This window comes from Bacillus sp. URHA0034, from assembly GCF_056280405.1.
This window is the reverse complement of record NZ_JBWCDK010000002.1, coordinates 1,367,720-1,393,817: the sequence shown is the minus strand read 5'-3', so window position 1 is coordinate 1,393,817 and position 26,098 is coordinate 1,367,720. Positions and strand designations below refer to the sequence as shown.

Here is a 26,098-nt window from a genome sequence, read left to right as displayed (position 1 = left end):
AAGGGCTTCTTTCTGGTTTCTGGTTAGTATGGTATCGTTAATAAGTGGGTTAGTTGTTTGTGGAATAAACGCTGATAAATCTTTTCTATTGTGTTAAATTGCTAAATCCAAAAAAGAGCTGGGGGATACCATGGATACTAGTTTCAATTTGTATTTAATAAGACATGGTGAAACATATTTGAATCGATATAAAAAAATGCAAGGCTGGGCTGACAGCCCGTTAACTGACGAAGGGAAGGCTGTTGCTGCTGAAACAGGTAAAACATTGGCCACTGTTCCTTTCGACCGTGTATATACAAGCGATTCAGGTAGAACAGTTGAAACCGCTGAATTAATCCTTCAACAAAATAAATACAGGAATAATTTGGTGATAAATAGAAGAAAAGCCTTTCGAGAAAGTTTTTTTGGAAGCTTTGAGGGAGAATATTCTGAGGTTGTTTTTCGAAAAATAGCCGAAGACAATCACTGTTCAAGCACGAAGCAATTGTTTCAAAAACATAATCTAGAAGACGTAATGAATTTCTTTAAAAAATCTGACCCATTTCATCATGCTGAAAATTACAATGAACTGTGGGAACGGATTGAAAAAGGATTAAATGAGATTGTCTCAAGTAGTCAAAGTCATAATGAAAACATATTACTTGTAACACATGGCGTTATAATAAGAAATATCATTAGTAAATTCTCAACTGAACTTGATAAGGGAATAGATATTAAAAATTCTAGTGTTTCTGTATTAAAGTATACAAGTAACAATTTCGAAGTTGTTTCCTTTAATCAATAGAAGATTTAAAAAAACCAAAGAGAATGATTTAGGGAGAAAGTATCGTGGAAGAAAGGATCATGGAGGAATTAAAAAGGATTGAGCAGGAATTTGTAGTGAAGATATGCTACGCCGTTGAGGCTGGAAGCCGGGCATGGGGCACATCTTCAAAAGATAGCGATTACGACATCCGGTTCATATATGTTCATAAAAAAGATTGGTATTTATCAATTGATCAAAAACGTGATGTCATTGAACAGCCGATAAATGAACAACTTGATCTAAATGGATGGGATTTGCGGAAAGCCCTTCAGCTATTTAAAAAGTCAAATCCCTCCTTATTGGAATGGCTTCATTCTGATATCGTTTACTATCAAGCTTTTTCACTGCTTGAAAGGATGAAGGAATTAGAAAAGGAAATTTTTCAACCAAGGGCGTCCCTATTTCATTATTTAAACATGGCAAAAGGGAATTATCGGAATTGTTCTCAGACAGAACCCATAAATAGTAAGCGTTGTCTAAATATAATTCGGCCCATCTTAGCTGGTATATGGATAAAAAGATATAACAACTTCCCTCCAAATGACCTCCACCGATTAATAGAGGAATTGATTAGAGAGAAGGAAGTAAAGCAGGAAATTCATACTCTTATCAAAAGAAAAATAAACCAGGATGATCCCGATTATGAACTTAATTTCCCGATTATTTATGACTTCATTGAAAAAGAAATCAACCATCTTGAGGATTATGCTAAGAAATTGAGAGGACCAACAACGGACTATACTACAGAATTAAATGAGTTATTTAGGAAAGTGCTTCAAGAAGTGTGGTCCCAATCATAGTCAGACTTTTAAAGCCCGCCAAATGGCGGGCTTTTCTACTATAAGAATTTCTTAAGGAAAGTTATTAACTTTTTCTAATTTTCCATATTAACCATAAGAATTACAATAGGGGAGGCGGAAAAGGAGGAATTTTCATGAGAAAAAATCAACGATTATATATGCTTGGATCCATGATTAGTAATTTTGGGGATGGAATTCAGCAAATTGCTGTAACATGGTATATTTATCATTTAACAGGGGAAGCACTTTCAATTGGTTTGATGATTGCTATTTATTATCTGCCAAGTATTATATTAACTCCATTTGTCTCTGTATATATTGATCACCGTAATTCCAAATTCATTGTCGTTTTAACAGATACCCTTCGTTTCTTTATTGTCCTTACGATGGGCTTATTCCTCTTCTTTAAAATAGAGTCTGCTTCTCTTATATACTTTTTACAATTTCTCCTGGCAGTTTGTTATACGGTTTATAAACCTGCTGAGCAGTCTTTCATCAAAGAATCTTTTTCGGATAAGGATATTCCATTTGTCATATCAAAATCAACTTCCTTAAATGAAAGTGCACTTATTACTGGTTCGGCTGTATCGGGAATTTTATTAATAAAACTATCCTTACAATTAAGCTTTTTTATTAATGCTGCCACCTTTTTATTAGCTGCAGTTCTCTACACTCTTATAATCCGGATCAGTGCTAAGCAGAAAATTCAGAGGAAAATTCAATATTTTTCAGAGCTTCTGGTAGGCTGGAAGTATATTCATCAGCGCAGAGGTATGAAATATCTTATGTTTTTATCGGTTTTAAACAGTGTCAGTATTCAAATGACGACCACCATTCTACTGCCGCTTGCAAAGACGTTTAAAGGTGGAAGCGGACTTTATTCGTTATTCGATATATCTTTTGCAGTGGGAGGTATCTTAGCGGGAATTGTAGTGACTTTCTTTATAAAAAAATATAAGCAAAAAGCAATCTTGCTTACGATGTCTGGTATGACTCTATGTGCATTATTGTTACACTTGAATCAATTGAAAACAGTTGCTGCCTTACTAATCTTTGTGTTTGGCTTATTTACGATGTCACATTTAATTATCACGCAAACCTTGATACAGTTGAACTCGACCAAAGAATATATCGGCCGAGTAGTTGGTTTAAGGACAATTCTAGCCTCTATTGTGAAAATCAGTACATCACTAACAACAGGTTTTCTTGTTTCAAGAGTGGGTGTAAACAATATCTTTCTGTTATTTGCATTTTTAATCTTGGCAAGCTTTTTCACGGTAAAAGGGTTAAATAAGGTATACGTACCGAACATTTCATAACTTAAGTCCATCATTTGATGGATTTTTTTTGAATGAGACCACATTTTGTGTCTTAACCCTTTCCTTTATTCCTTTAAAAATCTTAAGGGAACGCTGGAAAATAGGGCTTTGAATAAAGGTGTAGATAAAAGTTGCGATAAATACCGGGCCTCCTAAACTAAGACCTATCACTAAAACAAAACTTTCAACGATGACCCGGGCCTTGCTAATAGATAACCCTGTTTTGTCTGAAATCGACAGCATAAAGCCATCACGCGGGCCTGCACCAATTCCTGCAGCTACATACATGCCTCCACCTATCCCAGTTATAACAATACCAGAGAGAAGGATCAGATAATCGACCCAAGTATTCGTTGCTTTTGGCAGGATGTCTAACCAAAGGAAGAAGTCCATAATGGGTCCAATACACAAGGCATTTAAGATGGTCCCAATGTTAATATAACTTCTGGCAGCAAATAATGAGATGAGGATTAGAACCAAACCACAAATGACACCCCAAGTCCCAATTGTTAAACCAAAATGCTGATAAAGGGCGACATTCAACACTTCCCACGGATGTAACCCAACATATTTCACCTTTACGGCTATAGCGTTGCCTAAGCCAAAAAAGGTTAATCCTAAAAAGAATAGACAGTATTGAAATAATTTCATTTCAGATAAACCTCCGGAGAACGACAATTCTGAATATTAAAAACCCACTCTAAAAATCTTATGATATCTATCGAATATAATCAATGGTTAATTTATTTCATAGGATAATTTAAATGGATTGCTATAATCAGAAATATGTTAAAATAATTAAAATTACAAAAGTAAACAATTAGAGGGGAATGTCTATGAATTTCATCGGTTCGGAAAAACTTCAAAAAATGTCAGCTAGTATTTTTCAAGAAGTGGCTGATCGAAAAGTGGAGGCAATGAAAAAGGGGATCGACGTGATCGATCTTAGTGTCGGGAGTCCAGACTTTCCTCCACCGTCCTTTGTCGTCGATGCCTTAGTTGAAGCTGTTAAAGATACCAGTAAATATGGCTATACATTAAAAGGAATAGCCGAATTCAATGAGGCGGTATGTTATTTTTATAAGCAGCGTTATGGCGTTGATTTAGACCATGCTAAAGAAGTGCTGCAGTTGATGGGTTCACAAGACGGTTTAGCCCATTTGGCCTCTGCTATTATTAACCCTGGGGAGTATGTTTTAGTACCTGATCCTGGTTATCCAATTTACGAGGCGAGTGTCAATATTGCTGGAGGGATAATCTACCCAATGCCATTACTGGCAGAGAATCGGTTTTTACCAAACTTAAATGATATCCCTCTAGAGGTATTACCGAAAACTAAAATGATGATTATAAGTTATCCGGGGAATCCGGTTACCGCATTGGCGGATGAGGCATTTTTTGAAGAGGTTATCGAGTTTGCAAAGACACATAATATTTTAGTAGTTCATGATTTTGCCTATTCCGAATTGATTTTTGACAATCATCCACAAATTAGTTTTATGGCCGTTCCTGGAGCGAAAGAAGTAGGAATCGAGTTTAACTCGCTTTCGAAAACATTTAATATGGCCGGCTGCCGGATTGGCTATGTGGTAGGAAATGAGGAAGCTATCAATTTATTAGCAACCTTTAAATCGAACATTGATTACGGAGTTTTTTATCCCATTCAGCAAGCGGCTGTGAAGGCTTTAACTTCTGATTTTTCATATTTATATGAACAGGTAAAGGAATATGAGCTCCGCAGAGAAGCTTTGATTGCCGGACTTAAAAAAGGCGGCTGGCAGGTCGCAAAGTCTCCAGCAACAATGTTTGTTTGGGCAAAGATTCCGGAGGGGTGGACGTCACGTCAATTTGCCTTTGAATTAATTGATAAAGCTGGTGTAGCTGTGATCCCTGGTGATGCTTTCGGTTCACTAGGAGAAGGCTATGTCCGCATTGCCCTTGTCCAGCCGCCCGTGATGCTTTCCCAGGCTGCAGAACGGATCGAACAATTTTTAGCGGATCGTTTAATTGAAAAATAAGAAAAGTGATGTAACTAGCAATGCACAAGGTTTTTTCCTTGTATAGAAAAAACTAATTATTCTTCTATAAGTATCAAAGTAAACATATATTTTAAAAAAAAGACCTTCAGTCCTTGAAGGTCTTTTACTTTGATAATGAAAGAGGGATACCGCAATGCCAAGTGAAATACAACATGTAGAATTAGATATCCCGATTGAGGTCATATGGGACTTTATTCGAGATGAAAACAATTGGGCACCACTTGTCCCTGGTTATATTCAACATCAAAAGGTGAATGACCAGCAGATTAGCTGGGAGTTTAAAAGCGACCTCGGGATTGTCAAAAAAAAGGTCACCTTGTTAATTGATATTAAGGAGTGGAACGAACCAAGTAAGGTGAGCTTTGAATTAAGGCGGAAGAACGAAAAGTATCTTGGGGAAGGATATTTTGAAGCAAAAGCCATCAACAAAAATAAAACCCGCCTGACCGGTTATCTTGATATAAACGCAACAGGGCCAATGGGTACACTGGCAAATACCCTCTTTAATAAAGCCGTTAATCTATCTGATGAAGAGGTAGCAGCCGCCATTTCTTCTAAACTCGAAGAATTTAATAATAAGTAAATGCTAAAGCCGCACCCCCTCAATCGGGTAGCGGCTTTTTTTAAAAAGATGGTTTTATTTACCGCTAAAAGGGTAACTATCCTTAAGAATAAACATCTCTCATAAAAATTAAGATATTCTTAAGCATTCAATGGTAAAGTTAGTCCAAAATCACTTAGCTAAAAGTGGGAGGATTAACAATGCTAACAAAGATACCAAAAAAAGGCCGTAACGCGGTCCTGATTGTTTCGTTACTTGTTCTGGGAACTGGATATAATCTGCCAACAACCGTCTATGCTGAAAGTGTGACTCAAGTAACCCAAACAACAAATACACTCTCAAAATTAGAAATCGATGGAGTCAAGCTCGACAAAGATTTTTCTGCAGATAATCATCAATATTCAGCTACAGTAGATAATGAAACAGAGTCGATTCATCTGCTTGTTGAAGGCAGCAATGACAATTCAATCATAAGTATTAATGACAAAGCGATCACAAGCGGGACCGCTGAGCAATACTCACTGCAAACCGGGCAAAATATCTTTCTTATCACTGTAAAGGATAATAGCAGTAATTTAACCAATACCTATACGTTAATTGTTACTAGAAAGCAAAGCAGCTTGAATCAGCTTCAAGATATTAAACTATCAACAGGCAAACTTTCACCTGCTTTTTCACCTGCTGTGACAGATTATTCTGTGCAACTCCCAAATGCTGCCCAAACCATAACGGTCCTGCCAATTGCAGCGGAAAAAACTGCTGAAATTGAAGTGAATGGAGAAGAGGTGACGTTAAAAGGCGTCCTAGTTAATGTTCCGGTGGGCAAATCAGATATCCATATCGTAGTAACAGCTGAGAATGGAGCGAAGCTTAGGTACACAGTTCATGTGGAACGCCAAGATACATCGTCAGGAAAAGGCAACGTTCCAGCCCAAAATGGAAGCACTGGATCAGCCCAAAACGGAAGAACTGGATCAACAAAAAATGGAAGTAACAGTTCAACGAAAAGCGGAAGCGGACTCCCAACTCAGACTGGAAGCTCCTTTCCAACACAAACCAGAACAAACTCGAATTCTTCCCAGCTTGCCGCTAACCGGCAGATTACAATAGGAACCGCTCAAAAAACAACCAAGGCTTCACTTTCAAACTTAACGGTATCTGAAGGAACATGGGATAGTACATTTACTTCAAGCGAGTATACTTATCATGTAGCCGTTGCAAGTGATACCAAAACCGTAACGATTAATCCAACCGCAAGTTATAGCAATTCTGAAATAACCATCGAAGGGGGAACTAGCAAAACGATCCAGTTGGACGACGACAATAAAACAATAATTTCTATCAGGGTAACCTATGATAATACCGACCGAAAAACCTATGTACTAGTTTTTGATAGAGCAGGGACTTAATGTGAAACCTATGTCTATAAAGGAGAATAAACCTGAAAAAATACTAGTCTGGTTTATTTTTTTTAGAAAAAATAGAAAAATGAAATAAAAAGTTGAACATGATTCAAAAAAATATGTTATATTTATATATAAAAAATTTAGTGAATCTTTTGAATTAAGGGGAAGGTGATAGAATGACAACAGAATTGAAAGTAAATGACAGCAGTCTTCCATTGCGTCGTGATGTGAAATTACTGGGGAAAATGCTTGGTGATATTCTTGTCGACCATGGCGGGCCCGAGCTTTTTGATAAAGTTGAAAAAATAAGACTCATGTGCAAAACACTTCGGGAGCATTTCGATGAAGGAGTTTACGAGGAATTAAAGGCGGAAATTGCAAGCCTTGATTCACCAATACGTAAACAAGTCATTCGTGCATTTTCAATGTATTTCCATTTGATCAATGCTGCGGAGCAAAATCACCGCATTCGCAGACGGAGACAATATCAGCTTGAAGAAGGAAATATCGTTCAGCCTGCTTCTATTGAGAGTGCCATTCTAAAGTTTAAAGAGCATGGTGTAAGTGAAGATGTGATCCAGAAAGTCTTACATACATTGTCTTTAGAACTCATTATAACTGCCCATCCAACAGAGGCTACCAAACGTTCTATTCTCGAGATACAGCAGCGTATTGCGGTCATTTTGAAAAATCTCGATCATCCTCTTTTGACGACTAGGGAGCAGAAAAAGCTCGAGGACAATCTATTCAATGAGGTAGCAATCCTTTGGCAGACAGATGAATTACGTGATCACAAACCGACAGTGTTGGATGAAGTGCGTAATGGACTCTATTATTTTGACCAAACCTTATTCGACGTTCTTCCTGAAATTCATCAGGAAGTAGCAGAGTGCCTTGAAAGATATTATCCAACCACTTCATGGAACGTCCCTAATTTCCTTCGTTTTGGATCATGGATCGGCGGAGACCGTGATGGCAATCCGAACGTAACAAGTGATGTTACTTGGGAGACACTCCAAAGACAGCGGAGAGTTGTATTAAAGAAATATAAAAATATTTTAATTGACATCATGAAACGATACAGCCATTCGACAACAAGGGTGAACGTCAATCAGGAAATTCTTACATTCCTTGAGGAAAAAGAAGATTTATACTTAACCGATGATAAAAAGTGGCCAAATCATACGGAGGTTTACCGTCGTGTCGTAGCGGTAATTATTGAACGCGTTAAGCAGGTAGGTAAATCCGAGATTGGATACAAAACAGCAGATGAATTACTGGCTGATTTAAAAATGATTAATAGGAGTTTAAAAAGGCATCACCCTAGTGATCATGAGCTAAGGACCATTCAAAAGTTAATTAGACAAGTACAATTATTTGGCTTCCACTTGGCGACACTTGATATTAGAAACCATAGCGGAGAACACGAGGCCGCGATGACAGAAATCCTGCGTAAAGTGAGAATCACCGAAAATTATGCAGAACTTCCTGAACAGGAAAAATTACAGCTATTACAAAATATCCTAATGGATCCACGTCCACTGTTATTGTTGAATGAGGACTATTCAGCAGAAACACAAGAAATGATCAAAGTTTTCCAAATGATAAAATCTGCACATGAAGAGTTTGGCAAAAATGCAATTACCGTCTATCTTGTGAGTATGACGAGATCTGCAAGTGACTTATTAGAAGTACTTGTATTCGCAAAAGAGGCGGGTCTCTACCGTCTTCATGCGGATGGTACACTTGAAAGCCACCTAAATGTTGCACCGCTTTTAGAAACAATTGATGACTTAACAGCAGGTCCGAAAATTATGGAGACCCTTTTTGAAATGCCTATCTACCGTAAGCATCTTCAAATCTTAGGGGATCAACAGGAAATCATGCTTGGTTACTCTGATGGAAGTAAGGATGGAGGAACCTTAACAGCTAACTGGAAACTGTATAAAGCCCAAATCGAAATTCATGAGTTGGCGAAAAGATATCAAATTGGTCCTAAGTTTTTCCATGGCCGCGGCGGGTCATTAGGACGCGGCGGCGGTACCTTAAATAAGAGTATCCTGTCACAACCGGCAGAAACAATTGGTGATGGTGTTAAAATTACCGAGCAAGGGGAGGTTTTATCTTCTAGGTACTTGCTTGAAGATATCGCTTATCGCAGTTTGGAGCAAGCAACATCCACCCTTCTTCTTTCAGCGGCCCATTCTTTACAAAAAGAGCAGGGAACACTCCGTGAAAGTGCTTGGGAAGAGGCCGTTGAGGAAATTTCTGGTTATGCTTTATCTAAATATCAATCACTTGTCTTTAGTGACCCTGATTTCCTTACTTACTTTAACCAAGCAACACCGTTAAAAGAAATCGGAGACTTAAATATTGGTTCAAGACCAATGAGCCGTAAGAATCGTGGAAGATTTGAAGACCTGAGGGCCATCCCATGGGTGTTTGCCTGGACGCAGAGCCGTCAGCTAATTCCGGCTTGGTATGCTGCTGGAACAGGTTTAGACAGTTTCGCATCAAGAGGCACGGAAAATCTGCAGCTACTACAGCAGATGTATGCGAAATGGCCATTCTTCCAATCTACAATAGATAATTTAAATATGGCCTTAATGAAGGCAGATATCACAACTGCCAAAGAATATTTAACGCTTGTTGAAGACAAAACCATAGCCGACAGAATATTTACGAATATTCTTGAGGAATATGAAAAAACAAAAGCGATTCTCCTTAAGATCACAGGAGATAGCGAATTACTCGACCATACACCGAACATTAAGGAATCAGTATATCGACGCAATCCTTATGTGGATCCGTTAAACTTTTTACAAGTTGAACTGATTAAAGAATTACGGAAACAAGAAGAGCCGGATGAGGAAATCTTAACCCAAGTCCTTCTTACTATTAGTGGAATCTCTGCAGGACTCCGTAATACAGGCTGATTAAATTGAAGAAGGTCCTAAACTCTAGCAAAACAGAGTTTAGGATCTTTTTTTATGCTGCCACTGTTATTATTGAACATTTTGTGAATTATTCAAAAATGAATGGCTATTCATTCATTTTTACGCAAATTTCGACAAACTTCGAGAATCTCAGATGATATATTTTAGCCAGAAGAATTAAAGGTCTTAACCTATTGCATTCTGTTTTGGGCAGGCAGGAAGTTGACAAAATATGAGGTGAAAATAAATGGCTGTAGAAGAGAAAGTAGTTCAAGAAAAGCAAATGATCACAGCAGCAATTAACCAGTTAGCAGATAACGCAGAAAAAGCGTTGGGGGAATTTCGCGGTTATACACAGGAAATGGTCGATAAGATCGTAAAGGAAGTTGCTTTAGCTGCGCTAGAAAATCATAAAAAGCTTGCGAAGCTAGCGGTAACTGAAACGAGACGCGGGGTTTATGAAGACAAGGTTTTTAAAAATATGTTTGCAACAGAGTTTATCTACAATAACATTCGCGAAATGAAAACGGTAGGGATAATTAATGAGGATGAAAATGAAGGAATGGTTGAAATTGCAGAACCAGTGGGAATTATTGCTGGTGTAATCCCAATTACAAACCCAACATCCACAGTTATCTTTAAATCTTTAATTTCACTTAAAACAAGAAATCCGATTATCTTTGCCTTTCCACAATATGGTCAACAATGCTGTACTGAAACAGCAAAAATAATTCTGGATGCGGCGATTAGAGCAGGTGCTCCCGAAAATTGTATCCAGTGGATTGAATCTCCTTCGCATGAAGCTTTTCAAACCTTAATGAAACAGCCAAAGATTTCCCTTATCTTAGCTACAGGAGGACCAAACTTGGTAAAGGCAGCGTATAGCTCTGGGAAACCGGCACTTGGTGTGGGAGCTGGTAATGTACCGTGTTATATCGAAAAAACAGCCAATATCAAACGTGCTGTCAACGATGTCATTTTATCTAAAACCTTTGATAACGGAATGATTTGTGCTTCAGAACAGGCCTTAATTATTGATCAAGAAATATATAATGAAGTAAAACAAGAACTAATTGCAAATAATTGCTATTTTCTAAGTGAAGATGAACGAAAAATGGTAGAAAAGGCAGTTATTTTTGAAAAAACAGGTTCGATTAACAATTTAATTGTAGGGCTGCCTGCCGCTAAGATTGCCAAGTTTGCTGGAATCAAGGTACCTGATAATACAAAAATTTTAATTGCAGAACTAGAAGGAGTAGGTCCAAATGAACCGCTATCCTGCGAAAAATTAAGTCCGATTTTAGCCTGCTACAAAGTTAATAGTTTTGCAGAAGGCTTAACAGTTGCTGAAGAAACATTAGAATACGGCGGGTTAGGACATTCAGCAGCTATTCATACCTCAAATCAGAATTTGGTAGATATATTTTCACTACGTTTAAAGGCGGGGCGGATTATGGTTAATACACCTTCGACACATGGAGCGATCGGGGATATTTATAATACATCGCTTCCATCCTTAACAATAGGATGTGGAACATATGGAGGGAATTCTGTGTCACAGAATGTCGGGGCCAAAAATCTGATTAATATAAAAAAAGTTGCAAAAAGAAGAACGTTCACGCAATGGTTTAAGGTACCATCACAGGTTTTCTTTGAGAGAAATTCGGTGCAAACCCTAGCTTCCATTCCGGGTATTACAAAAGCTTTTATCCTTACAAGCGAGAGTCCAGTGAAAAATGGCTATGTCGATAAGGTTCTTTATTATTTAAAAAAGAATCAGAACAGCATTCAATTTGAAACCTATTCAAATATTGAACCCGAGCCAACCATTGAAATAGTTATGGATGGAGCAGAAAGAATGCGTAAGTTCCAGCCTGATTGCATTATTGCCTTAGGCGGAGGATCGGTAATGGATGCGGCCAAAGCGATGTGGCTTTTTTACGAACATCCTGATACAGATTTTCGGAGCTTAACACATAAATTCTTTGATCCGACAAAACGTGTCGTAAAATTTCCGGAAATGCGGACAAAGGCTAAATTTGTTGCGATTCCGACAACTTCTGGTACAGGATCAGAGGTTACGGCATTTTCAGTAATAACAGATAAAAAAACAAATATTAAGTATCCGCTTGCCGATTTTCAGCTTACACCTGATGTAGCAATCGTGGATCCACAGTTTGTTAAGACGGTTCCTAATCATGTAACGGCTGATACGGGGATGGACGTTTTGACACATGCCATTGAGGCCTATGTTTCGGTATTAGCAAATGATTTTACAGATGGACTTGCTTTAAAGGCTATTCAGCTTGTCTTTCAATATTTACCTAGAGCATATCGAGATGGCAGTGATGAACTGGCCCGTGAAAAAATGCACAATGCCTCTACCATAGCAGGGATGGCCTTTGCTAACTCTTTCTTAGGAATTAACCATAGCCTTGCCCACGTGCTGGGAGCTGAGTTTAAGATTTCACATGGCCGTGCCAATGCGATCCTATTACCTCATGTAATCCGTTATAACGCTGCAAAACCAAATAAATTCATGACTTATCCTAAATATGAACACTTTATTGCGGATGAGCGCTATGCGGAAATTGCTAGAATGCTCGGTCTCCCTGCCAGCACCACAGAGGAGGGAATAGATAGCTTAATAAAAGCAGTAGTTGCCCTTGCACAAGAGATGGATATTCCAATGAGTATTCAAGCAAATGGTGTAAATAAGGAAGAATTTGAATGCAGGGTCGCTGAACTCGCGGAACATGCCTTTGATGATCAAGATACAATCGCAAATCCAAAACAGCCATTTATCAGCGAACTAGCTGACATCTATCAACAGGCCTTCAAAGGAATCTAGAACGCTGCTGATCTATATTCAGTCCCATACCTTGGGACTGAATTACTTGTTACAACATTAGATTCTCAGTGATTGTAAATAAGGATGCTCATTGACTAGATAGAGATAGGAATTATCGAATTTTTTGTGAACAAAGTAGCAAGAATGTCGAAAAATACCGGTATTAACATTAGTTCTAGTTTGAAAATGGAGATAAACCGCAAGAACCATTTGTGATTAAAAGAATTATTTTAAAAATATGTTGTGTTTTGTCGAAATTAGGATGTTTACAAATTTCTTTTTTAAAACAATAATTTAAGAGATTACAAAATCTTCCATGTTAATTATAGGAATAAGGGTTAATAACTTTTGAAAGGGTGAGTAATGAATGGCTGACAAAAAAGAAACGGAGAAAGATTTATCCGAGCAAGAGGAAAATAAGGTTGAAGATACGGATGTGAAAAAACAACTAGTAGAAGATACTGGTAAACAGGAAAAAAGCGAAGAACAGCTTTCGAGCTTAGACCTGCTATGGCAGCATGTCTTTGGTGAATTAGACGAATGGGCGATGCGCGCAAATCAGCGGGATTGGTTATTCTTTAGAGCGGCAAAGCAGTTTGCTGATGGTGTTCAGCGGAATCAAGGAAATCTTATTGAACTTGCTGCTCAATTTTATCAAGAATTTTCGACTTGGGAAAAAACTGCCCGAGAAGAGTTTTTAATGTCTACAACCAGCCAGCAGCATTTCTTCCCGCTAAAATCTTATGAAGATATTAATACCCAAATTGACCAGGTCCAAGAAAAAACGCTAAATATAGTAACAGCCCCATGCGAGCGGTTTGCCAGAACCATGTCGATGGATAAGTATCTTGAGATGATAGAAAAATATATTGCACTAAGAAAGAGAGGCAGAGAGCAGTATATAAAAACTGTCAAACAAGCCGGCAGCTTATTATATGAAAATCAAAAGAGCTTTGTAAATCTTTTTGCCAGGCAGATTAAAGCATTAATGTTCCCGTTAAGTAAGCATTTAGAAAAACCAGATGAAATTGTAAAATGACCAAAAGAAGGAGTGATTTGGATGACAAATGATAAAACATATCAATCATATCAACCATTTGAAGGAATCAAACGAATTAGCGAAATGTGGGAAAGACAAATGAATGGTTTATTATACATGATGAGCGACAACAATGAATTCGTTAAACTCCTAAAGGCTGGGACAGAAGGTCATGCTCGTTATTTGGAACTGCTCAGAAAAAGACAAGAACTAGTGGCCGGTGTGATGAATCTTCCAACCAAAAAAGATGTGGCAAACGTTGCTAAGTTATCCATTCAAGCCGAAGAAAAAATAGATATCCTCGAGGAGCAAATTTGGAATCTTCAAGATAGCCTAGGGACGGTCAATAAAGGGAATCTAGAGATGTTCCAAGAAATGGTCAATATTGTTAAGCAAATAAAAGATGACTTTCAAAAGATAGAATCAAATCATGCAAACGAACTCTCTGCTGTTCAGTATGAATTAAAAGAATTAAAGCAAAACTTAAGCCAATTAACTGATATCAAGACTGAACTTGAACATATGAAGAATTTTTTTCAAGAAGAGAAACTCAAAAACAAAGATTTAGTGCTCGCTGTTGCTGGCACAACCGAATCATAATGGAAGGAGCAAACGACGATGAGTGCAGCAGTGTCGCTTAAAAACTTAATCCCTATGGTAGATTTAGAGAAGGAAAAAGTTAGGTGGAATCAATTAAATAAAGTCTTAACCGAACCTAAACCGGATATAGTGTCTACACCAAGGGAGATTATTTGGAAGAAAAATAAATCCACCTTATATTTTCACCCTGCAAAGGAAAAAAAATATAAGATTCCATTGTTTTTAGTATATTCACTGCTAAATAAATCATATATTTTAGACATCGGGGAAGGGAGCAGTGTTGTAGGCGGTCTTACAGAACGTGGTTATGATGTTTACTTCCTCGATTGGGGATCCCCTGGCTATGAGGACCGTGGTATTACCTTGGATAATTATATTTTCGATTATTTGGAGAATGCTGTAAAACGGGCTTTGCGCCATTCGCTGGCAGAGAAAATTTCAATGGTCGGCTATTGCTTGGGTGGAACTATTTCAGCGATATTTACTTCTATCACAAGATTACCAATCAAGAATCTCGTTCTTGCAACCGTACCAATTGATTTTAGTGTCGGGATTGTCCCTGACAAATGGCTAAAAGCGCTTCAAAACGGTCAAATCGACTTTGATCGATTTTCTGATGTATATGGTGTAATTCCATCGGAATATTTATATCTTATGTTTCGAGGGCTTTCACCGGTTTATGTAAGTCCGTGGGTCAATTTAATCACCCGTGCCCATGACGAAAAGTATGTCGAGAAGTGGCGGCGAATGGACAAATGGACAAAAGATACCGCCTCTTTTTCCGGGGCTGCTTTTAAACAGATGTTCAATGATCTATATAAGGATAACAAACTATTAAAGGGCGAGCTTACAATCGGAGGAAGAAAAGTAGATTTAAAAAATATAAAATGCCCTGTTTTTGTTTTCTCGACATCAAGAGACACACTCGTTCTAGAGAAGCAAAGCCTTCCAGTTATGGACATGATATCAAGTGAAGATAAAACCTATGAGGTATTTGAAGGCGGTCATGTTACACTTGCATTAACCGGCAAGTTCGCAGTGTTTGCTGACAAGTGGCTTAAGTCTCGGTCCAATCATCTGGGGGATTGACTGTATAATTCCCTGGAAAAGTAAGTAACGGGAAGAAGGGTGGGGGCCCTTTTCTTCCCGTTAGATCATTTACACAGCAGTTTTTTGCTGGTTGAGGAACCTGCGCAGCAGTTGGTTAAACCGGTCTTTTGCTTCAAGCTTGGCAAGATGACCGGTATTCCTCAAAATAATAAATTCCGAACCTGGAATCAGCTTATGCATACAGGCTTGAATCCAAATCGGTAAAACAGAGTCATACTGTCCGCCGATAATCAGAGTTGGAACTTTGATTACGGGCAATAAAGATCGATTATTTACCTCAAGGCACATTTTTAAGGATTCAAGAAAAATAAAATATTTTGGGCGGAAATAATGGCTAAACGTATCCATTAAGTTTTTATTCCAGGAGTAAAGCGCCATATGGGCGAGGAATTCCGTTTGTTTTCCAGCTCGGGTAACATCCTCAAATTTTTCTCGGCGATTATTAAATAAAAGTCTCTTTAATTTTTGGGGGAAGTAATGGAAAGTACTAACGAGCATCAATGATCGACAAAGTTCTGGGGCTTGGCGGTAAATTTCCTGAGCAACCGCTCCACCCATTGATAGACCTAGAATGTGAGCGTTCTCAACCTTCAGTTCCGTTAATAAACCAATTAAGTCTCTGGCAAAGTTAGGTATCGAAATACCATCTGTTCTTGTACAATCCCCGTGACCACGTAAATCCGGTATAATCAACTCGAATTGGTCAGCTAATTCATACTGGTTACTCCAGCCTTCTTTGACTTCTCCTAAACCATGAATAAGCACAAGTGGTTCCCCTTTTCCAAAATGTAAGTAGGGTACACCTAATTTGCTGATTCTAGTATTTACCATCTCACACCATCTTTTCCATTTTTTATCAGTTAATATCCAACATAAGTGAGTTGTAAATATCGAAATTGATTTTAATATATATTTATTTTAATTATTGCCAAATATAACCTATAGGTGTAAACTACATATAGGTGAGGTGATAAAGATATGGTGAACCAAGATAACCAATCAGTCAATCCATCCAAAAATTTTGTGCTGCCATTTATTTTATTGCTTCTTAGTAAAGTATCTCTTCATGGTTATGAACTTAGCCAAAAGCTGGAGGCATTCGGTTTTAAAGCCCTTGATCAAGGCAACTTATATAGGATGCTAAGACAGCTTGAAAAGGATGAACTAGTTTCATCTGAATGGGATACAACAGGCAGCGGGCCGGCAAAAAGAAGATATTCAATCACAAAAGCTGGGACTACATACTTAAAAGGATATGCTAATCAACTTGAGACGTATCAATCCATCCTAGATCAATTCTTCAAGATGTATTCTAGTTTACTTGAGCTCTATATTCCTTCATTTCAGAAGAAGGATCCAATAGAGAAAGTTAATAATACTAGGAGGAGGAAGAATGATGGTACAGAAAAAAAATGAAACGGTTCCTACTGAAGAAACAGTAGAATCGATACCTGTAGGTTCATTTGTTACTACTTTTTGGGATCAGTTTGAACAATCGGGTGAACGTGCACGACAGCTAAGAGAAAATCGAGAAGATACTTATTTTAATGCGGTAAGAGAGGTTATTAAATTCAATAAGCAATACCGTAATTCGATTACAGCATTATATGAGCAAGCAAGAAAGACAAATAAAGAAGTGGTTGCTGACGTGATGCATCAGATCAACACAGGCATAGAAAAAGAAGCGGTAACTTCAGAGGACCGTGAAGAGCTTAAGAACCAGTTTAAAGAAGTCACAGGGCAAATGGAAAAATTAGCTTTAACACCTGTTCGGTCCATTTTTCATATTATCGATCAATTCGAAAATAATTTTGAAAAGAATGCAGAAGCTGGTATTGCTTATAACCGTGAACGCAGAAACGCATGGTATGAAGTTCAAAAAGAATATGTTAAAAAAGCACGCAGTGCACAATTAGATATTCTAGATCGAAGCAAAAATAGTTTAAAAGAGCTTGTTAAAACTCGTTAATTTAATTAGTACAAAGGGGATAACACCATTGTTATACTCATCATTTATCAATGCAAGACCACAGTCTCTTCTTTTATGAATTAGAGATTGTGGTTTTTTTTATGTTTCACCTGTGTCTCTAACTAGAAATTTGAACATTATGTTAATGAAAACCATATTTTCCCTTTTAACATATAAATGTCATCTATTCATAACTTATTTGACGAAATTAGATGATATACTTCTAATGGAGAGCGGATAAGATGAGATAGGGAAAAGTTGGGTGATAATGCCCTTTCCTTACATAACGAAGTTAAAAATGCAGGAAAAAGTACATAGAAATTTTCATGCATGCAAAAATGCAGATATTTATTACTAGTCTTCGAGGTACCATTTCTATTACTCTAGGTAATTTGAAAAATGATGAAGGCAGGAAAATAAAATGAAAAAGAGACTTACAGTACTAACTACAACGATTATATTGGGGATTGGCAGTATCACCTTCCTCCCAGCTGTCCAAGCAGAGGAAACAAGCGCTAATGGTGTTCAGGAGCAGCGGACGGAAATCCAGTCAGAAATAACGAAAACAGACCAGGAAATTTTCCAAGTCCAAGATGAATTGGTTAAATTAGCAGAGCAAATAAAAAGGGTTGATCAAGCTATTATTGATAATAACAACATGATTGCCCAAATGGAAATAAAAGTTCAGGCTTCCGAAAAGGAAGTATTTGGACTAAAGCAAGAAATAACCCTTATTAGGGATAGAATCGTTAAACGCAATCAAATACTTAAAAAACGTGCCTTAACCTTTCAAGAAAGTGGCGGGAAAGTAAAATATGTTGATGTTATTTTAGGTTCTGACAGTTTTGGAGACTTCGTCGGGCGTCTTCGTACTGTTGCTGTCATGGCTCAAGCCGATCAAGACCTTGTTAAACAGTATGAAGAGGATCAGAAAGCAGTTGTAAACAAACAAGCTACTGTTGAAAAAAAGCTAATTGATTTAAAAACAATGAAAATAGAGCTTGAAGGGATGCAGGCACAAATTTTAGAACAAAAAGTAGAAAATGATAGCTTAAAAGAAGAATTGGAGCAAAAAGAGCAAGAAAAACTCTCTCAAAAGGAGAAGCTACAACAACAAGATCAGTCACTTGCATTAAGAGAAGTAGAGATTGGGGCTGTAAATCAAAATTCTATTACGGCGAACTCAGCACCTATTGATGCACCAATCCCAACAACCTCTAATCAAGCAATTAATATTGTTATTCATGCTGGTGAAAAATATATCGGAAATTCAGTGTATGTATTTGGCGGAGGAAGGAATGCCTATGATGTTTCACAAGGAAGATTTGATTGCTCTGGGTTTGTTGCTTGGGCATTTGCCCAAGCCGGCATTAAAGTCGGAGCCCATACAGATATCTTGAAAACCTTTGGCAAAAGGGTACCATATAGTGAAGCACGGCCAGGTGATCTTGTTTTCTTTGATACTTATAAAATTGACGGACATGTCGGAATTTATCTGGGTAACGGCAAGTTTATTGGCTCGCAAAGCAGAACCGGAATTGCGATTGCGGACATAACGAAAGGATATTACCTGAAAAAATTTAACGGACGAGTGATTAGAATTATCAATAACGAATAAAAAAGAAGCGATGCTGCATCGCTTCTTTTTATGGTTTTATAGTATTTAGAATTTGTTCCAACACAGCTTTGGTTTGAATTAGCTCTTGCTCATTTTTCGGTTCCATCTCAACCCTTCCATTACTGCTGAAATTAACATTAAGTCTGGGTGAATTTGAGCTGTCTGTTGTGACATTATGAGTTAAGAGTTTGAAATTTTTTAAACCGATATTTCCGTTCTTTGGCTGATAGGGTTCTGCCAATTCCGCATTGTTAATTGCAGTCAAAGCCATTCGAATGGGCATTATAGATTAAACAAGGTCAGCTCTCATTAGGAGATGCCCTTTTAGTTATTCAACAAATCTGGGTAATCACTAATGACCCCGTCTATATGGAAATTGACCAAATGATTTACTTCATTTCTTTTTCTTACTGTCCATATAAAAGTCTTAAAGCCGTGCTGGTGAATCCTTTTAATCAGCCGTTTATTTACCATGGTGATTTTCGGATTTACGAAGGCAGCATAGCTCAAGAAAGAGGCCAATTCTTGTTTCGAAATTCCTTTACCGGTGAATCTTTTTAGTAAGACTCCTATTTGAATGGAAGGTATTAATTGGTGAAATTTTTTTAATGAGTTTTGGTCAAAGGATTGAACGATCACTTGAGGACCTACAGGGCTTGTAAGCCCTCTGTCCAACAGTTCATCCGCAATTTTTTTCTCAATTCCGGGATATAAAGATGGGTTTTTTATCTCCATCAATATACCGACTTTACCTCCAAACTCGTCTAAAAATTCATTTAATGAAGGGATCTTTTCACCACTAAATTTAGGGTCAAACCAGCTGCCTGCATCCAGTGCTTGAATTTCCTTTAAAGTAAAATCCTTTACTTTTCCTTTCCCATTTGATGTTCGATTAACTGTTGGATCATGAATGACCACCAACTGGCTATCTTTTGTCATCTGTACATCCATTTCAATAAAATCCACGCCCAGTTGCAGTGCTCTATGAAAAGAAGCAAAAGTATTTTCAGGACAGTAGCCGGCTGCTCCTCTATGGCCAATTTTTAAAACCGAACGAGATTCCAAACCGTTATTAATCCTCATTCCTTTTCGAGTTAACGGTAAATAGACCCTTCTCCAAATTGATGTAGTAAATTTCAATAAGATTTACCTCCATCACCTTTTTGTGACTATGCTAAGAAAAACAAAGCAATTTGTCAACTGTGTACATGCGGCCGGGACTGCAATTGGCCAAATATAGATTAAAGTCACAGGCCTATCAGCAAAGAATGGGCTTATTCTTTTTTGGGGGAAAAGCCTATTATGGATCGTGACTATCGCACATTCATATCTAGGTGAATAGGATATATAGAAATCGATAAAGGAGGTAATGTAAATGTCTGGTGCAGCAGGTGGCTACGGCGGCGGATTTGCCCTACTAGTCGTTTTATTCATTTTATTAATTATTATTGGAGCTTCTTGGGGTCACGGTTTCTATTAGGATAGAAGGGAGGAAATAAAATGTTTGGATACGGTGGATTCGGCGGCGGCGGCTTTGGTGGCGGCTGTGGCTGTGGGTACGGCGGTGGATATGGATTTGGCGGCGGCTTTGCATTAATCGTCGTTTTATTTATCTTATTGATTATTGTAGGTGCTTCTTGCTTTAGATGGTAGTTATTAGCGAAAAGCGTCTTACCTCTACATGGGAGTGGGCTTGCTATTCCTAGGGTGGAAAAGCGGCAGTCTCTAAAAATCAAGATGCCTTAGTGTTAATTTAAATATCTCACTAATCAACCCGCTTGGTTAATCCAGCGGGTTTTCTAACGGAATTTTATTTGTATTTTTCCACTGCTTAAATTCATCAAGTTCTTTAGCTAATTTCTTTAGAGTAAAACCAATAACAGCAGCGTCATCAAAGAGGCCGAGCCCAATAATAAAATCAGGAACTAAATCGATCGGGGAAATAAAATATAGTAGAGCACCAATTATGGTCACGATGGTACTCGGATGAACATCCTTATATTCACCTTTAGAGTAAGCTTTTACTAAATCAACGAATAGCTGTAATTTATCCCAAGCATCCCCTAGATAGCCTTTTCTGTCAGTTGCCTTTTCAATTACCTTATGAAGTAAATCTTTTATTTTTTGGGGATTTCCGATAAATTCTTTAGCATTGTTAATGTATTTATTCTGCTCTTTTTCGATTAATTCATCATCGTTGTACATAGGGTTCACATCCTTTAACGGAATTCAAGCTTAGCTTAGTTTACCACGAATATCAAAATTCATTAGATGTTTACCCTGCAATAAAAAAACAAAACCAGGTGCAGCATGTGCACCTGGTGCTATTAAGCCAAAACAGCATCGTTTGTTAAACCTGTCACGATTGTTTCTACTTCAGTACCTTCTAAAGTTTCTTTCTTTAATAAAGCTTCGACTAATTGTTGATACTGTGGTTGATGGTTCTTAATCAAGGTTTCTGCTTTTTCCAAACCTTTTGCAAATAATTCCTGCATTTTGATTTCTTTATCTTGCTTGTTAAAAGTCAAGGTAAACCCATCTTCAAGCATTCCAATGTCGACCATTTGTTCAATTAGATGTTTTGCCTGCTGAACGTCACCGCTCACACCGATGCTATGTTCACCAAGTACCATTCTCTCAGCCACACCACCAGCTAAGACCATCGCCACACGGTCTAGCAAGTCACTTGTTGTAGATAAATGCAATTCTTTCGGAATCGGTGCCACATAACCAAGGGCCTCACCACGAGGTATAATCGTTGCCTTTCGAACTGAACCAGGTTTTGTTAAGGAAGCAACAATTGCATGTCCCGCTTCATGGATGGCCACTCTGCGTTTTGTGTCAAGATCCTGTAATGATCGTGAAGTACTGCCTAATATCGTCCGGTCCAGCGCGTAATCAAGGTCCTGCTTAGTAACGACCTCTTGGCCATTTCTTACCGCACGTCTTGAGGCTGTTTCAAAAAGTGACTGCAGCTCAGCACCGGAGAAGCCAGAGGTACTTTCTGCTAAGTCATCAAAGGAAGCAAACACATCATTTGCGAGCGCCTTTCCTTTCGTATGAATCTCGATTATTTCTCTTCTCCCTTTTGTATCAGGAAGGGAAACATGGAAGGAGAAGTCAATACGTCCAGGACGAAGGAAGGCTTCATCCAGCATATCTTTTCTATTGGTAGCGGCTATAAATAAAATACCATCATTAGAATAACCGCCGTCAAGCTGAACAAGAAGTTCAGTTAAGGTTTTTTCTGCTTCTTCGCCTCCATGAGCCTTACGCTTGCCAGCAAGTGCGTCTACTTCATCAATAAAGATAACTGCGGGTGCCTGTTTGCGGGCCGCTTGAAAAAGAGAGCGAACCCGGCTCGCGCCAACGCCAACAAACAGTTCATTGAAGGCTGATCCACTAGTAGAGAAGAAGGCAGCATTTAACTCTCGTGCCATTGCTTGAGCTAGCAGTGTTTTACCTGTTCCTGGAGGTCCATATAAAAGAATTCCTTTTGGCGGTTTGATTCCCAGCTTCAATGCCCGCTCAGGTTCTTTTAAAGTGGATAATGTCTGCAAAATTTCCTCTTTCATTTCAGCTCCAAGTCCTCCAACATCATCTAAACAGATAGAAGGAAGAGGACGTGACTTGGCGACACTATTTTTCATCGAATTACCTAGGCCAAAGCCGCCCTTTGTTTTTTGCAGGGCAACAGCTGCACCAGCAAGTAAAACAATTACTCCGCCCAGCATCCACTTACCGTATCGGCTGCCGGTCGTATATGTGTAATTAATATTGTACTTTTCAACAAGTTTCTCAATCGCTTGACTGTTTGGAGGTATATGGGATACATATTCCTTATCGCCTGCTTTCATATACAGGCTTCCGTCCGCTTGTTCAGTGAGTGTAACTGCCTTTCCATTTTGCGCTTGAATCGTTTTCTCCACAGAAGAGAAAGGAATCGAGATTTCCTCATGAGTTGTTTGGATGTACCAAATTATACCGGAAATGACTATAATGAACGCTGTAATCAGCGGAATAAACTTTGAAACTATCTTTTTACTTTTATTCAACTCTCTTCATCTCCTCCAATAGATTAATATAATTATTATAAAACTATTTCCAGAAAAATGGATGTGGGAATCAGTGGAAGAAAGGAAATAGTTAATAGCCCGTAAAAAACACACCACCCTGAAAGCTGGATCGTGTGTTAAAAGGTTATGATAATAAGCGGAGTTGTGGAATGATTGGAGTAAGCACGGTTTGGGCCAGCGTGCCAATACTCATTCCGACAGATGCTGCCTTGCTCCACTTAAACACATGAACCTTTTCTTCGTGTGTTTCATACAAAAATAAGAGTTGTTCTCCTTCTTCCACGATGCCGATTTTATTATAGGAAATTTTATTTTGTTCAAGAACAATTTCGAAAGCCCTATGTAATAAGTTTAGGGTTTGTTGGTCCACTGGCTGATTTTGCATAGTTCCTCCCAAGGAATTGAATATTTTATGGTTATCTATATTATATTCTTTTCAGTAGCATCATAAAAGAAAAATCAACAGTAAACCATCTATTGCAAAGTTCGCGTTTGCGAGATAAGATTGAAGTTATGGATAAAAAATTTCCGCTAAAACAGGCAGATACTGCACTGATTAGCCAATTAGTTCCTTCATCATCTACAGTTGGGGGAAGAATCTTATTTAGAGAAGTATGACTTCTTTGTCAAAGAGAGGAAGACAAGATGGGTAACAATTTTAAAGATGAAGTATTGTCACGCCGGACATTTGCGATTATTTCCCACCCGGATGCTGGTAAAACAACATTAACTGAAAAATTACTATTATTTGGTGGAGCTATAAGAGACGCTGGTACGGTTAAAGCAAAAAAAACTGGAAAGTTTGCTACTAGTGACTGGATGGAAATTGAGAAACAACGTGGAATTTCCGTTACCTCCAGTGTTATGCAATTTGACTATGATGGATTCAGGGTTAATATTCTTGATACCCCTGGACATCAAGATTTTAGTGAAGATACGTACAGAACGCTGATGGCTGTTGACAGTGCAGTAATGATTATTGACTCAGCAAAAGGGATTGAAGAACAAACCTTAAAACTTTTCAAAGTATGCCGCATGCGCGGTATCCCAATATTTACGTTTATGAATAAGCTTGACCGCCAAGGGAAAGCGCCGCTTGAACTTCTTGCCGAACTAGAAGAAGTTCTGGGAATTGAATCTTATCCAATGAATTGGCCGATCGGAATGGGAAAGGAATTCTTAGGCATATATGACCGTTTCCATAAACGGGTGGAACAATTCCGTGTAAATGATGAGGAGAGATTTATCCCGTTAAATGATGAAGGGGAAATTGTTGGAGAGCATCCGATAAAAGATTCCGGTCTTTATGATCAAACACTTGAGGAAATTTTACTGCTAAATGAAGCAGGTAATGAATTCTCAGCAGAAAGAATAGCGGAAGGGAATCTAATTCCTGTTTTCTTCGGAAGTGCCTTAACAAATTTCGGTGTTCAGACTTTCTTAGAATCTTATCTGCAATTTGCACCGCCGCCTAAAGCGCGTAATTCATCCATAGGTGAAATTGATCCTTTAACAGAGCAATTTTCAGGGTTCGTGTTTAAAATCCAAGCGAATATGAATCCTGCTCACCGCGACCGGATTGCCTTTGTGCGTGTTTGTTCAGGTAAGTTCGAACGTGGAATGACGGTGAATATACCCCGCTTAGGAAAACAATTAAAACTATCCCAGTCGACATCCTTTATGGCAGAAGAACGAAATACAGTCGAAGAAGCCGTTAGTGGAGATATTATCGGATTGTATGATACAGGAACTTACCAAATTGGTGATACGTTAACGACTGGTAAAAATGACTTTCAATACGAGAGGCTGCCACAGTTTACACCTGAATTATATGTGAGGGTTTCAGCTAAAAACGTGATGAAGCAAAAATCCTTCTATAAAGGTATTCAACAGCTTGTTCAGGAAGGGGCTATTCAGCTCTTTAAGACAGTAAGGATGGAAGAATATTTATTAGGGGCGGTCGGTCAGCTTCAGTTTGAAGTTTTCGAACATAGAATGAGAAATGAATACAATGCCGAGGTATTAATGGAGCGCATGGGATCAAAAATTGCTAGGTGGGTTGAAAATGAGACTGTCGATGAAAACCTATCGAGTTCGAGGAGTTTGCTGGTAAAAGACAGATATGGCCATTACGTCTTTTTATTTGAAAATGATTTTGCGCTAAGATGGTTCCAAGAAAAAAATCCAGATATTAAACTTTATAATCCTATGGACCAACAAGAATAGTTTAGTCAGCAAAACAGCGGAGAGCTCTCCGCTGTTTTTATTATAGTTTTATATTAGCTTTACATAAATTGGTAATTTATTGGAAAATTTTCAGCGTATCCTCGTTATTTTGGCCTTGGAATGGATAAGCTAAGTGAAGAAGTTTTTCTTCTTAAATGCCATAATGAAGCGGGATAGAAAATGAAAAAAATGAGCAGATTGGAAGCAGTGCTGTGGAATATTGCATTCCCTGGTTTCACCCAATTATTAACAGGACAGTATTTAAAAGGGGTCTTATTTGTTGTATTAGAGTTTATTATGAATGTAAACAGTCATTTTAATCGGGCCATTATGCACAGTTTCTTAGGTGAAATAGGACAGGCTGAGATGGTGATAAATTATCAATGGCTTATGTTTTATCCTTGTATTTATATGTTTTCGATGTGGGATGCCTATCGATTTGCAATGCCAGCAGGGGAAAAGTATTCCTATTTGCCTTTTGTGTTCGGGGCTTACTTTGTTACAGTCGGATTAATGGTCTCACCAAAGGTCACTTTTTTTGAAATACATCCAGGACCTATTTTTTTACCAATGATGTTCCTTATCCCGGGTTTGCTTGTAGGAAGTGTGATAAAAATAATTTTAAAAGTAAGGGATAATAGTTCGGATCGAGCCAATGGAAAGCTTTAAATCACATTTTTGATTTAAAGCTTTTTATCGTCTAACTGGATTGTTTAGAACAGTGGTACAGACCGACAGGCAG

At 38.1% G+C, this 26,098-nt stretch carries 25 protein-coding genes; 18 read left to right on the top strand and 7 right to left on the bottom strand.

Annotation, left to right across the window (positions count from 1 at the left end):
• Positions 1–130: 130 nt before the first annotated feature.
• The 3 genes from ACZ9EE_RS08845 to ACZ9EE_RS08835 all read left to right on the top strand — a co-directional run bounded on the left by ACZ9EE_RS08845 (position 131) and on the right by ACZ9EE_RS08835 (position 2,924).
• Positions 131–784: a histidine phosphatase family protein gene (locus ACZ9EE_RS08845; RefSeq protein ID WP_476026280.1), complete on the top strand. Its 654-nt coding sequence runs from the start codon at positions 131–133 to the stop codon at positions 782–784.
• 44 nt (positions 785–828) lie between these two features.
• Positions 829–1,605, top strand: a complete 777-nt coding sequence (locus tag ACZ9EE_RS08840; protein ID WP_476026278.1) for a nucleotidyltransferase domain-containing protein — start codon at positions 829–831, stop codon at positions 1,603–1,605.
• 134 nt (positions 1,606–1,739) lie between these two features.
• Positions 1,740–2,924, top strand: coding sequence for an MFS transporter (locus tag ACZ9EE_RS08835; RefSeq protein WP_476026276.1), 1,185 nt, complete (start codon positions 1,740–1,742; stop codon positions 2,922–2,924).
• Here ACZ9EE_RS08835 and ACZ9EE_RS08830 read toward each other — a convergent pair.
• Positions 2,919–3,575 carry a YczE/YyaS/YitT family protein gene (locus ACZ9EE_RS08830; protein WP_476026275.1) on the bottom strand — a complete coding sequence of 219 codons (657 nt, stop codon included), beginning with the start codon at positions 3,573–3,575 and terminating at the stop codon, positions 2,919–2,921. The two genes, ACZ9EE_RS08835 and ACZ9EE_RS08830, sit on opposite strands and share 6 nt — an antisense overlap.
• 185 nt (positions 3,576–3,760) lie before the next feature.
• On the opposite strand from ACZ9EE_RS08830, the gene ACZ9EE_RS08825 reads away from it, so the two are divergent.
• The 8 genes from ACZ9EE_RS08825 to ACZ9EE_RS08790 all read left to right on the top strand — a co-directional run bounded on the left by ACZ9EE_RS08825 (position 3,761) and on the right by ACZ9EE_RS08790 (position 15,446).
• Positions 3,761–4,942, top strand: coding sequence for an LL-diaminopimelate aminotransferase (locus ACZ9EE_RS08825; RefSeq protein ID WP_476026274.1), 1,182 nt, complete (start codon positions 3,761–3,763; stop codon positions 4,940–4,942).
• A 154-nt stretch (positions 4,943–5,096) separates the two neighbouring features.
• Positions 5,097–5,546, top strand: a complete 450-nt coding sequence (locus ACZ9EE_RS08820) for a CoxG family protein (protein ID WP_476026273.1) — start codon at positions 5,097–5,099, stop codon at positions 5,544–5,546.
• Positions 5,547–5,725: 179 nt separating this feature from the next.
• Entirely contained in the window at positions 5,726–6,934 is a 1,209-nt protein-coding gene (locus ACZ9EE_RS08815) for a cadherin-like beta sandwich domain-containing protein (RefSeq protein ID WP_476026271.1), read from the top strand.
• Between the two features lie 173 nt (positions 6,935–7,107).
• Complete coding sequence (ppc, locus tag ACZ9EE_RS08810; RefSeq protein WP_476026269.1) at positions 7,108–9,867, top strand: phosphoenolpyruvate carboxylase; 2,760 nt, start codon at positions 7,108–7,110, stop codon at positions 9,865–9,867.
• A 247-nt stretch (positions 9,868–10,114) separates the two neighbouring features.
• On the top strand, positions 10,115–12,718 hold the full coding sequence (adhE, locus tag ACZ9EE_RS08805; RefSeq protein WP_476026268.1) for a bifunctional acetaldehyde-CoA/alcohol dehydrogenase: 2,604 nt from the start codon (positions 10,115–10,117) through the stop codon (positions 12,716–12,718).
• Positions 12,719–13,085: 367 nt separating this feature from the next.
• A complete protein-coding gene (locus ACZ9EE_RS08800; RefSeq protein ID WP_476026267.1) occupies positions 13,086–13,757 on the top strand; it encodes a hypothetical protein in 672 nt (223 codons plus the stop codon).
• Between the two features lie 21 nt (positions 13,758–13,778).
• Entirely contained in the window at positions 13,779–14,357 is a 579-nt protein-coding gene (locus ACZ9EE_RS08795) for a polyhydroxyalkanoate biosynthesis repressor PhaR (RefSeq protein WP_476026265.1), read from the top strand.
• 18 nt (positions 14,358–14,375) lie between these two features.
• Positions 14,376–15,446: an alpha/beta fold hydrolase gene (locus ACZ9EE_RS08790; RefSeq protein ID WP_476026264.1), complete on the top strand. Its 1,071-nt coding sequence runs from the start codon at positions 14,376–14,378 to the stop codon at positions 15,444–15,446.
• A 69-nt stretch (positions 15,447–15,515) separates the two neighbouring features.
• Here ACZ9EE_RS08790 and ACZ9EE_RS08785 read toward each other — a convergent pair whose 3' ends face one another.
• Positions 15,516–16,298, bottom strand: a complete 783-nt coding sequence (locus ACZ9EE_RS08785) for an alpha/beta fold hydrolase (protein ID WP_476026263.1) — start codon at positions 16,296–16,298, stop codon at positions 15,516–15,518.
• Positions 16,299–16,445: 147 nt separating this feature from the next.
• On the opposite strand from ACZ9EE_RS08785, the gene phaQ reads away from it, so the two are divergent.
• The 3 genes from phaQ to ACZ9EE_RS08770 all read left to right on the top strand — a co-directional run bounded on the left by phaQ (position 16,446) and on the right by ACZ9EE_RS08770 (position 19,054).
• Positions 16,446–16,883 carry a poly-beta-hydroxybutyrate-responsive repressor gene (gene phaQ / locus ACZ9EE_RS08780; RefSeq protein WP_476026262.1) on the top strand — a complete coding sequence of 146 codons (438 nt, stop codon included), beginning with the start codon at positions 16,446–16,448 and terminating at the stop codon, positions 16,881–16,883.
• Entirely contained in the window at positions 16,861–17,436 is a 576-nt protein-coding gene (locus ACZ9EE_RS08775) for a hypothetical protein (protein ID WP_476026260.1), read from the top strand. Before phaQ ends, ACZ9EE_RS08775 begins: the two co-directional genes overlap by 23 nt.
• 421 nt (positions 17,437–17,857) lie before the next feature.
• Complete coding sequence (locus ACZ9EE_RS08770) at positions 17,858–19,054, top strand: C40 family peptidase (RefSeq protein WP_476026258.1); 1,197 nt, start codon at positions 17,858–17,860, stop codon at positions 19,052–19,054.
• A gap of 28 nt (positions 19,055–19,082) precedes the next feature.
• On the opposite strand, the gene ACZ9EE_RS08765 is transcribed toward ACZ9EE_RS08770, so the two are convergent.
• Complete coding sequence (locus tag ACZ9EE_RS08765; RefSeq protein ID WP_476026257.1) at positions 19,083–19,325, bottom strand: hypothetical protein; 243 nt, start codon at positions 19,323–19,325, stop codon at positions 19,083–19,085.
• A 53-nt stretch (positions 19,326–19,378) separates the two neighbouring features.
• Positions 19,379–20,194 (bottom strand): glycerophosphodiester phosphodiesterase, encoded by an 816-nt coding sequence (locus ACZ9EE_RS08760; protein WP_476026255.1) that lies wholly within the window; start codon positions 20,192–20,194, stop codon positions 19,379–19,381.
• A 235-nt stretch (positions 20,195–20,429) separates the two neighbouring features.
• Here ACZ9EE_RS08760 and ACZ9EE_RS08755 point away from each other — a divergent pair, with 235 nt between their 5' ends.
• Both ACZ9EE_RS08755 and ACZ9EE_RS08750 read left to right on the top strand, forming a co-directional pair.
• A complete protein-coding gene (locus ACZ9EE_RS08755; protein ID WP_476026253.1) occupies positions 20,430–20,534 on the top strand; it encodes a YjcZ family sporulation protein in 105 nt (34 codons plus the stop codon).
• A gap of 20 nt (positions 20,535–20,554) precedes the next feature.
• A complete protein-coding gene (locus ACZ9EE_RS08750) occupies positions 20,555–20,707 on the top strand; it encodes a YjcZ family sporulation protein (RefSeq protein WP_476026251.1) in 153 nt (50 codons plus the stop codon).
• A gap of 129 nt (positions 20,708–20,836) precedes the next feature.
• Here the strand turns inward: ACZ9EE_RS08750 and ACZ9EE_RS08745 are convergent, their stop codons facing one another.
• The 3 genes from ACZ9EE_RS08745 to ACZ9EE_RS08735 form a co-directional block, all read right to left on the bottom strand.
• A complete protein-coding gene (locus ACZ9EE_RS08745) occupies positions 20,837–21,259 on the bottom strand; it encodes a YkvA family protein (RefSeq protein ID WP_476026249.1) in 423 nt (140 codons plus the stop codon).
• Between the two features lie 122 nt (positions 21,260–21,381).
• The gene (locus tag ACZ9EE_RS08740; protein ID WP_476026248.1) at positions 21,382–23,109 is read right to left on the bottom strand and encodes an AAA family ATPase; all 1,728 of its coding nucleotides are present in this window, start codon (positions 23,107–23,109) and stop codon (positions 21,382–21,384) included.
• A 145-nt stretch (positions 23,110–23,254) separates the two neighbouring features.
• Positions 23,255–23,515 carry a hypothetical protein gene (locus ACZ9EE_RS08735; RefSeq protein ID WP_476026246.1) on the bottom strand — a complete coding sequence of 87 codons (261 nt, stop codon included), beginning with the start codon at positions 23,513–23,515 and terminating at the stop codon, positions 23,255–23,257.
• A 260-nt stretch (positions 23,516–23,775) separates the two neighbouring features.
• Here ACZ9EE_RS08735 and ACZ9EE_RS08730 point away from each other — a divergent pair, with 260 nt between their 5' ends.
• On the top strand, positions 23,776–25,356 hold the full coding sequence (locus tag ACZ9EE_RS08730; protein ID WP_476026245.1) for a peptide chain release factor 3: 1,581 nt from the start codon (positions 23,776–23,778) through the stop codon (positions 25,354–25,356).
• A gap of 180 nt (positions 25,357–25,536) precedes the next feature.
• On the top strand, positions 25,537–26,025 hold the full coding sequence (locus tag ACZ9EE_RS08725; RefSeq protein WP_476026244.1) for a hypothetical protein: 489 nt from the start codon (positions 25,537–25,539) through the stop codon (positions 26,023–26,025).
• The last annotated feature ends 73 nt before the right edge of the window (positions 26,026–26,098 follow it).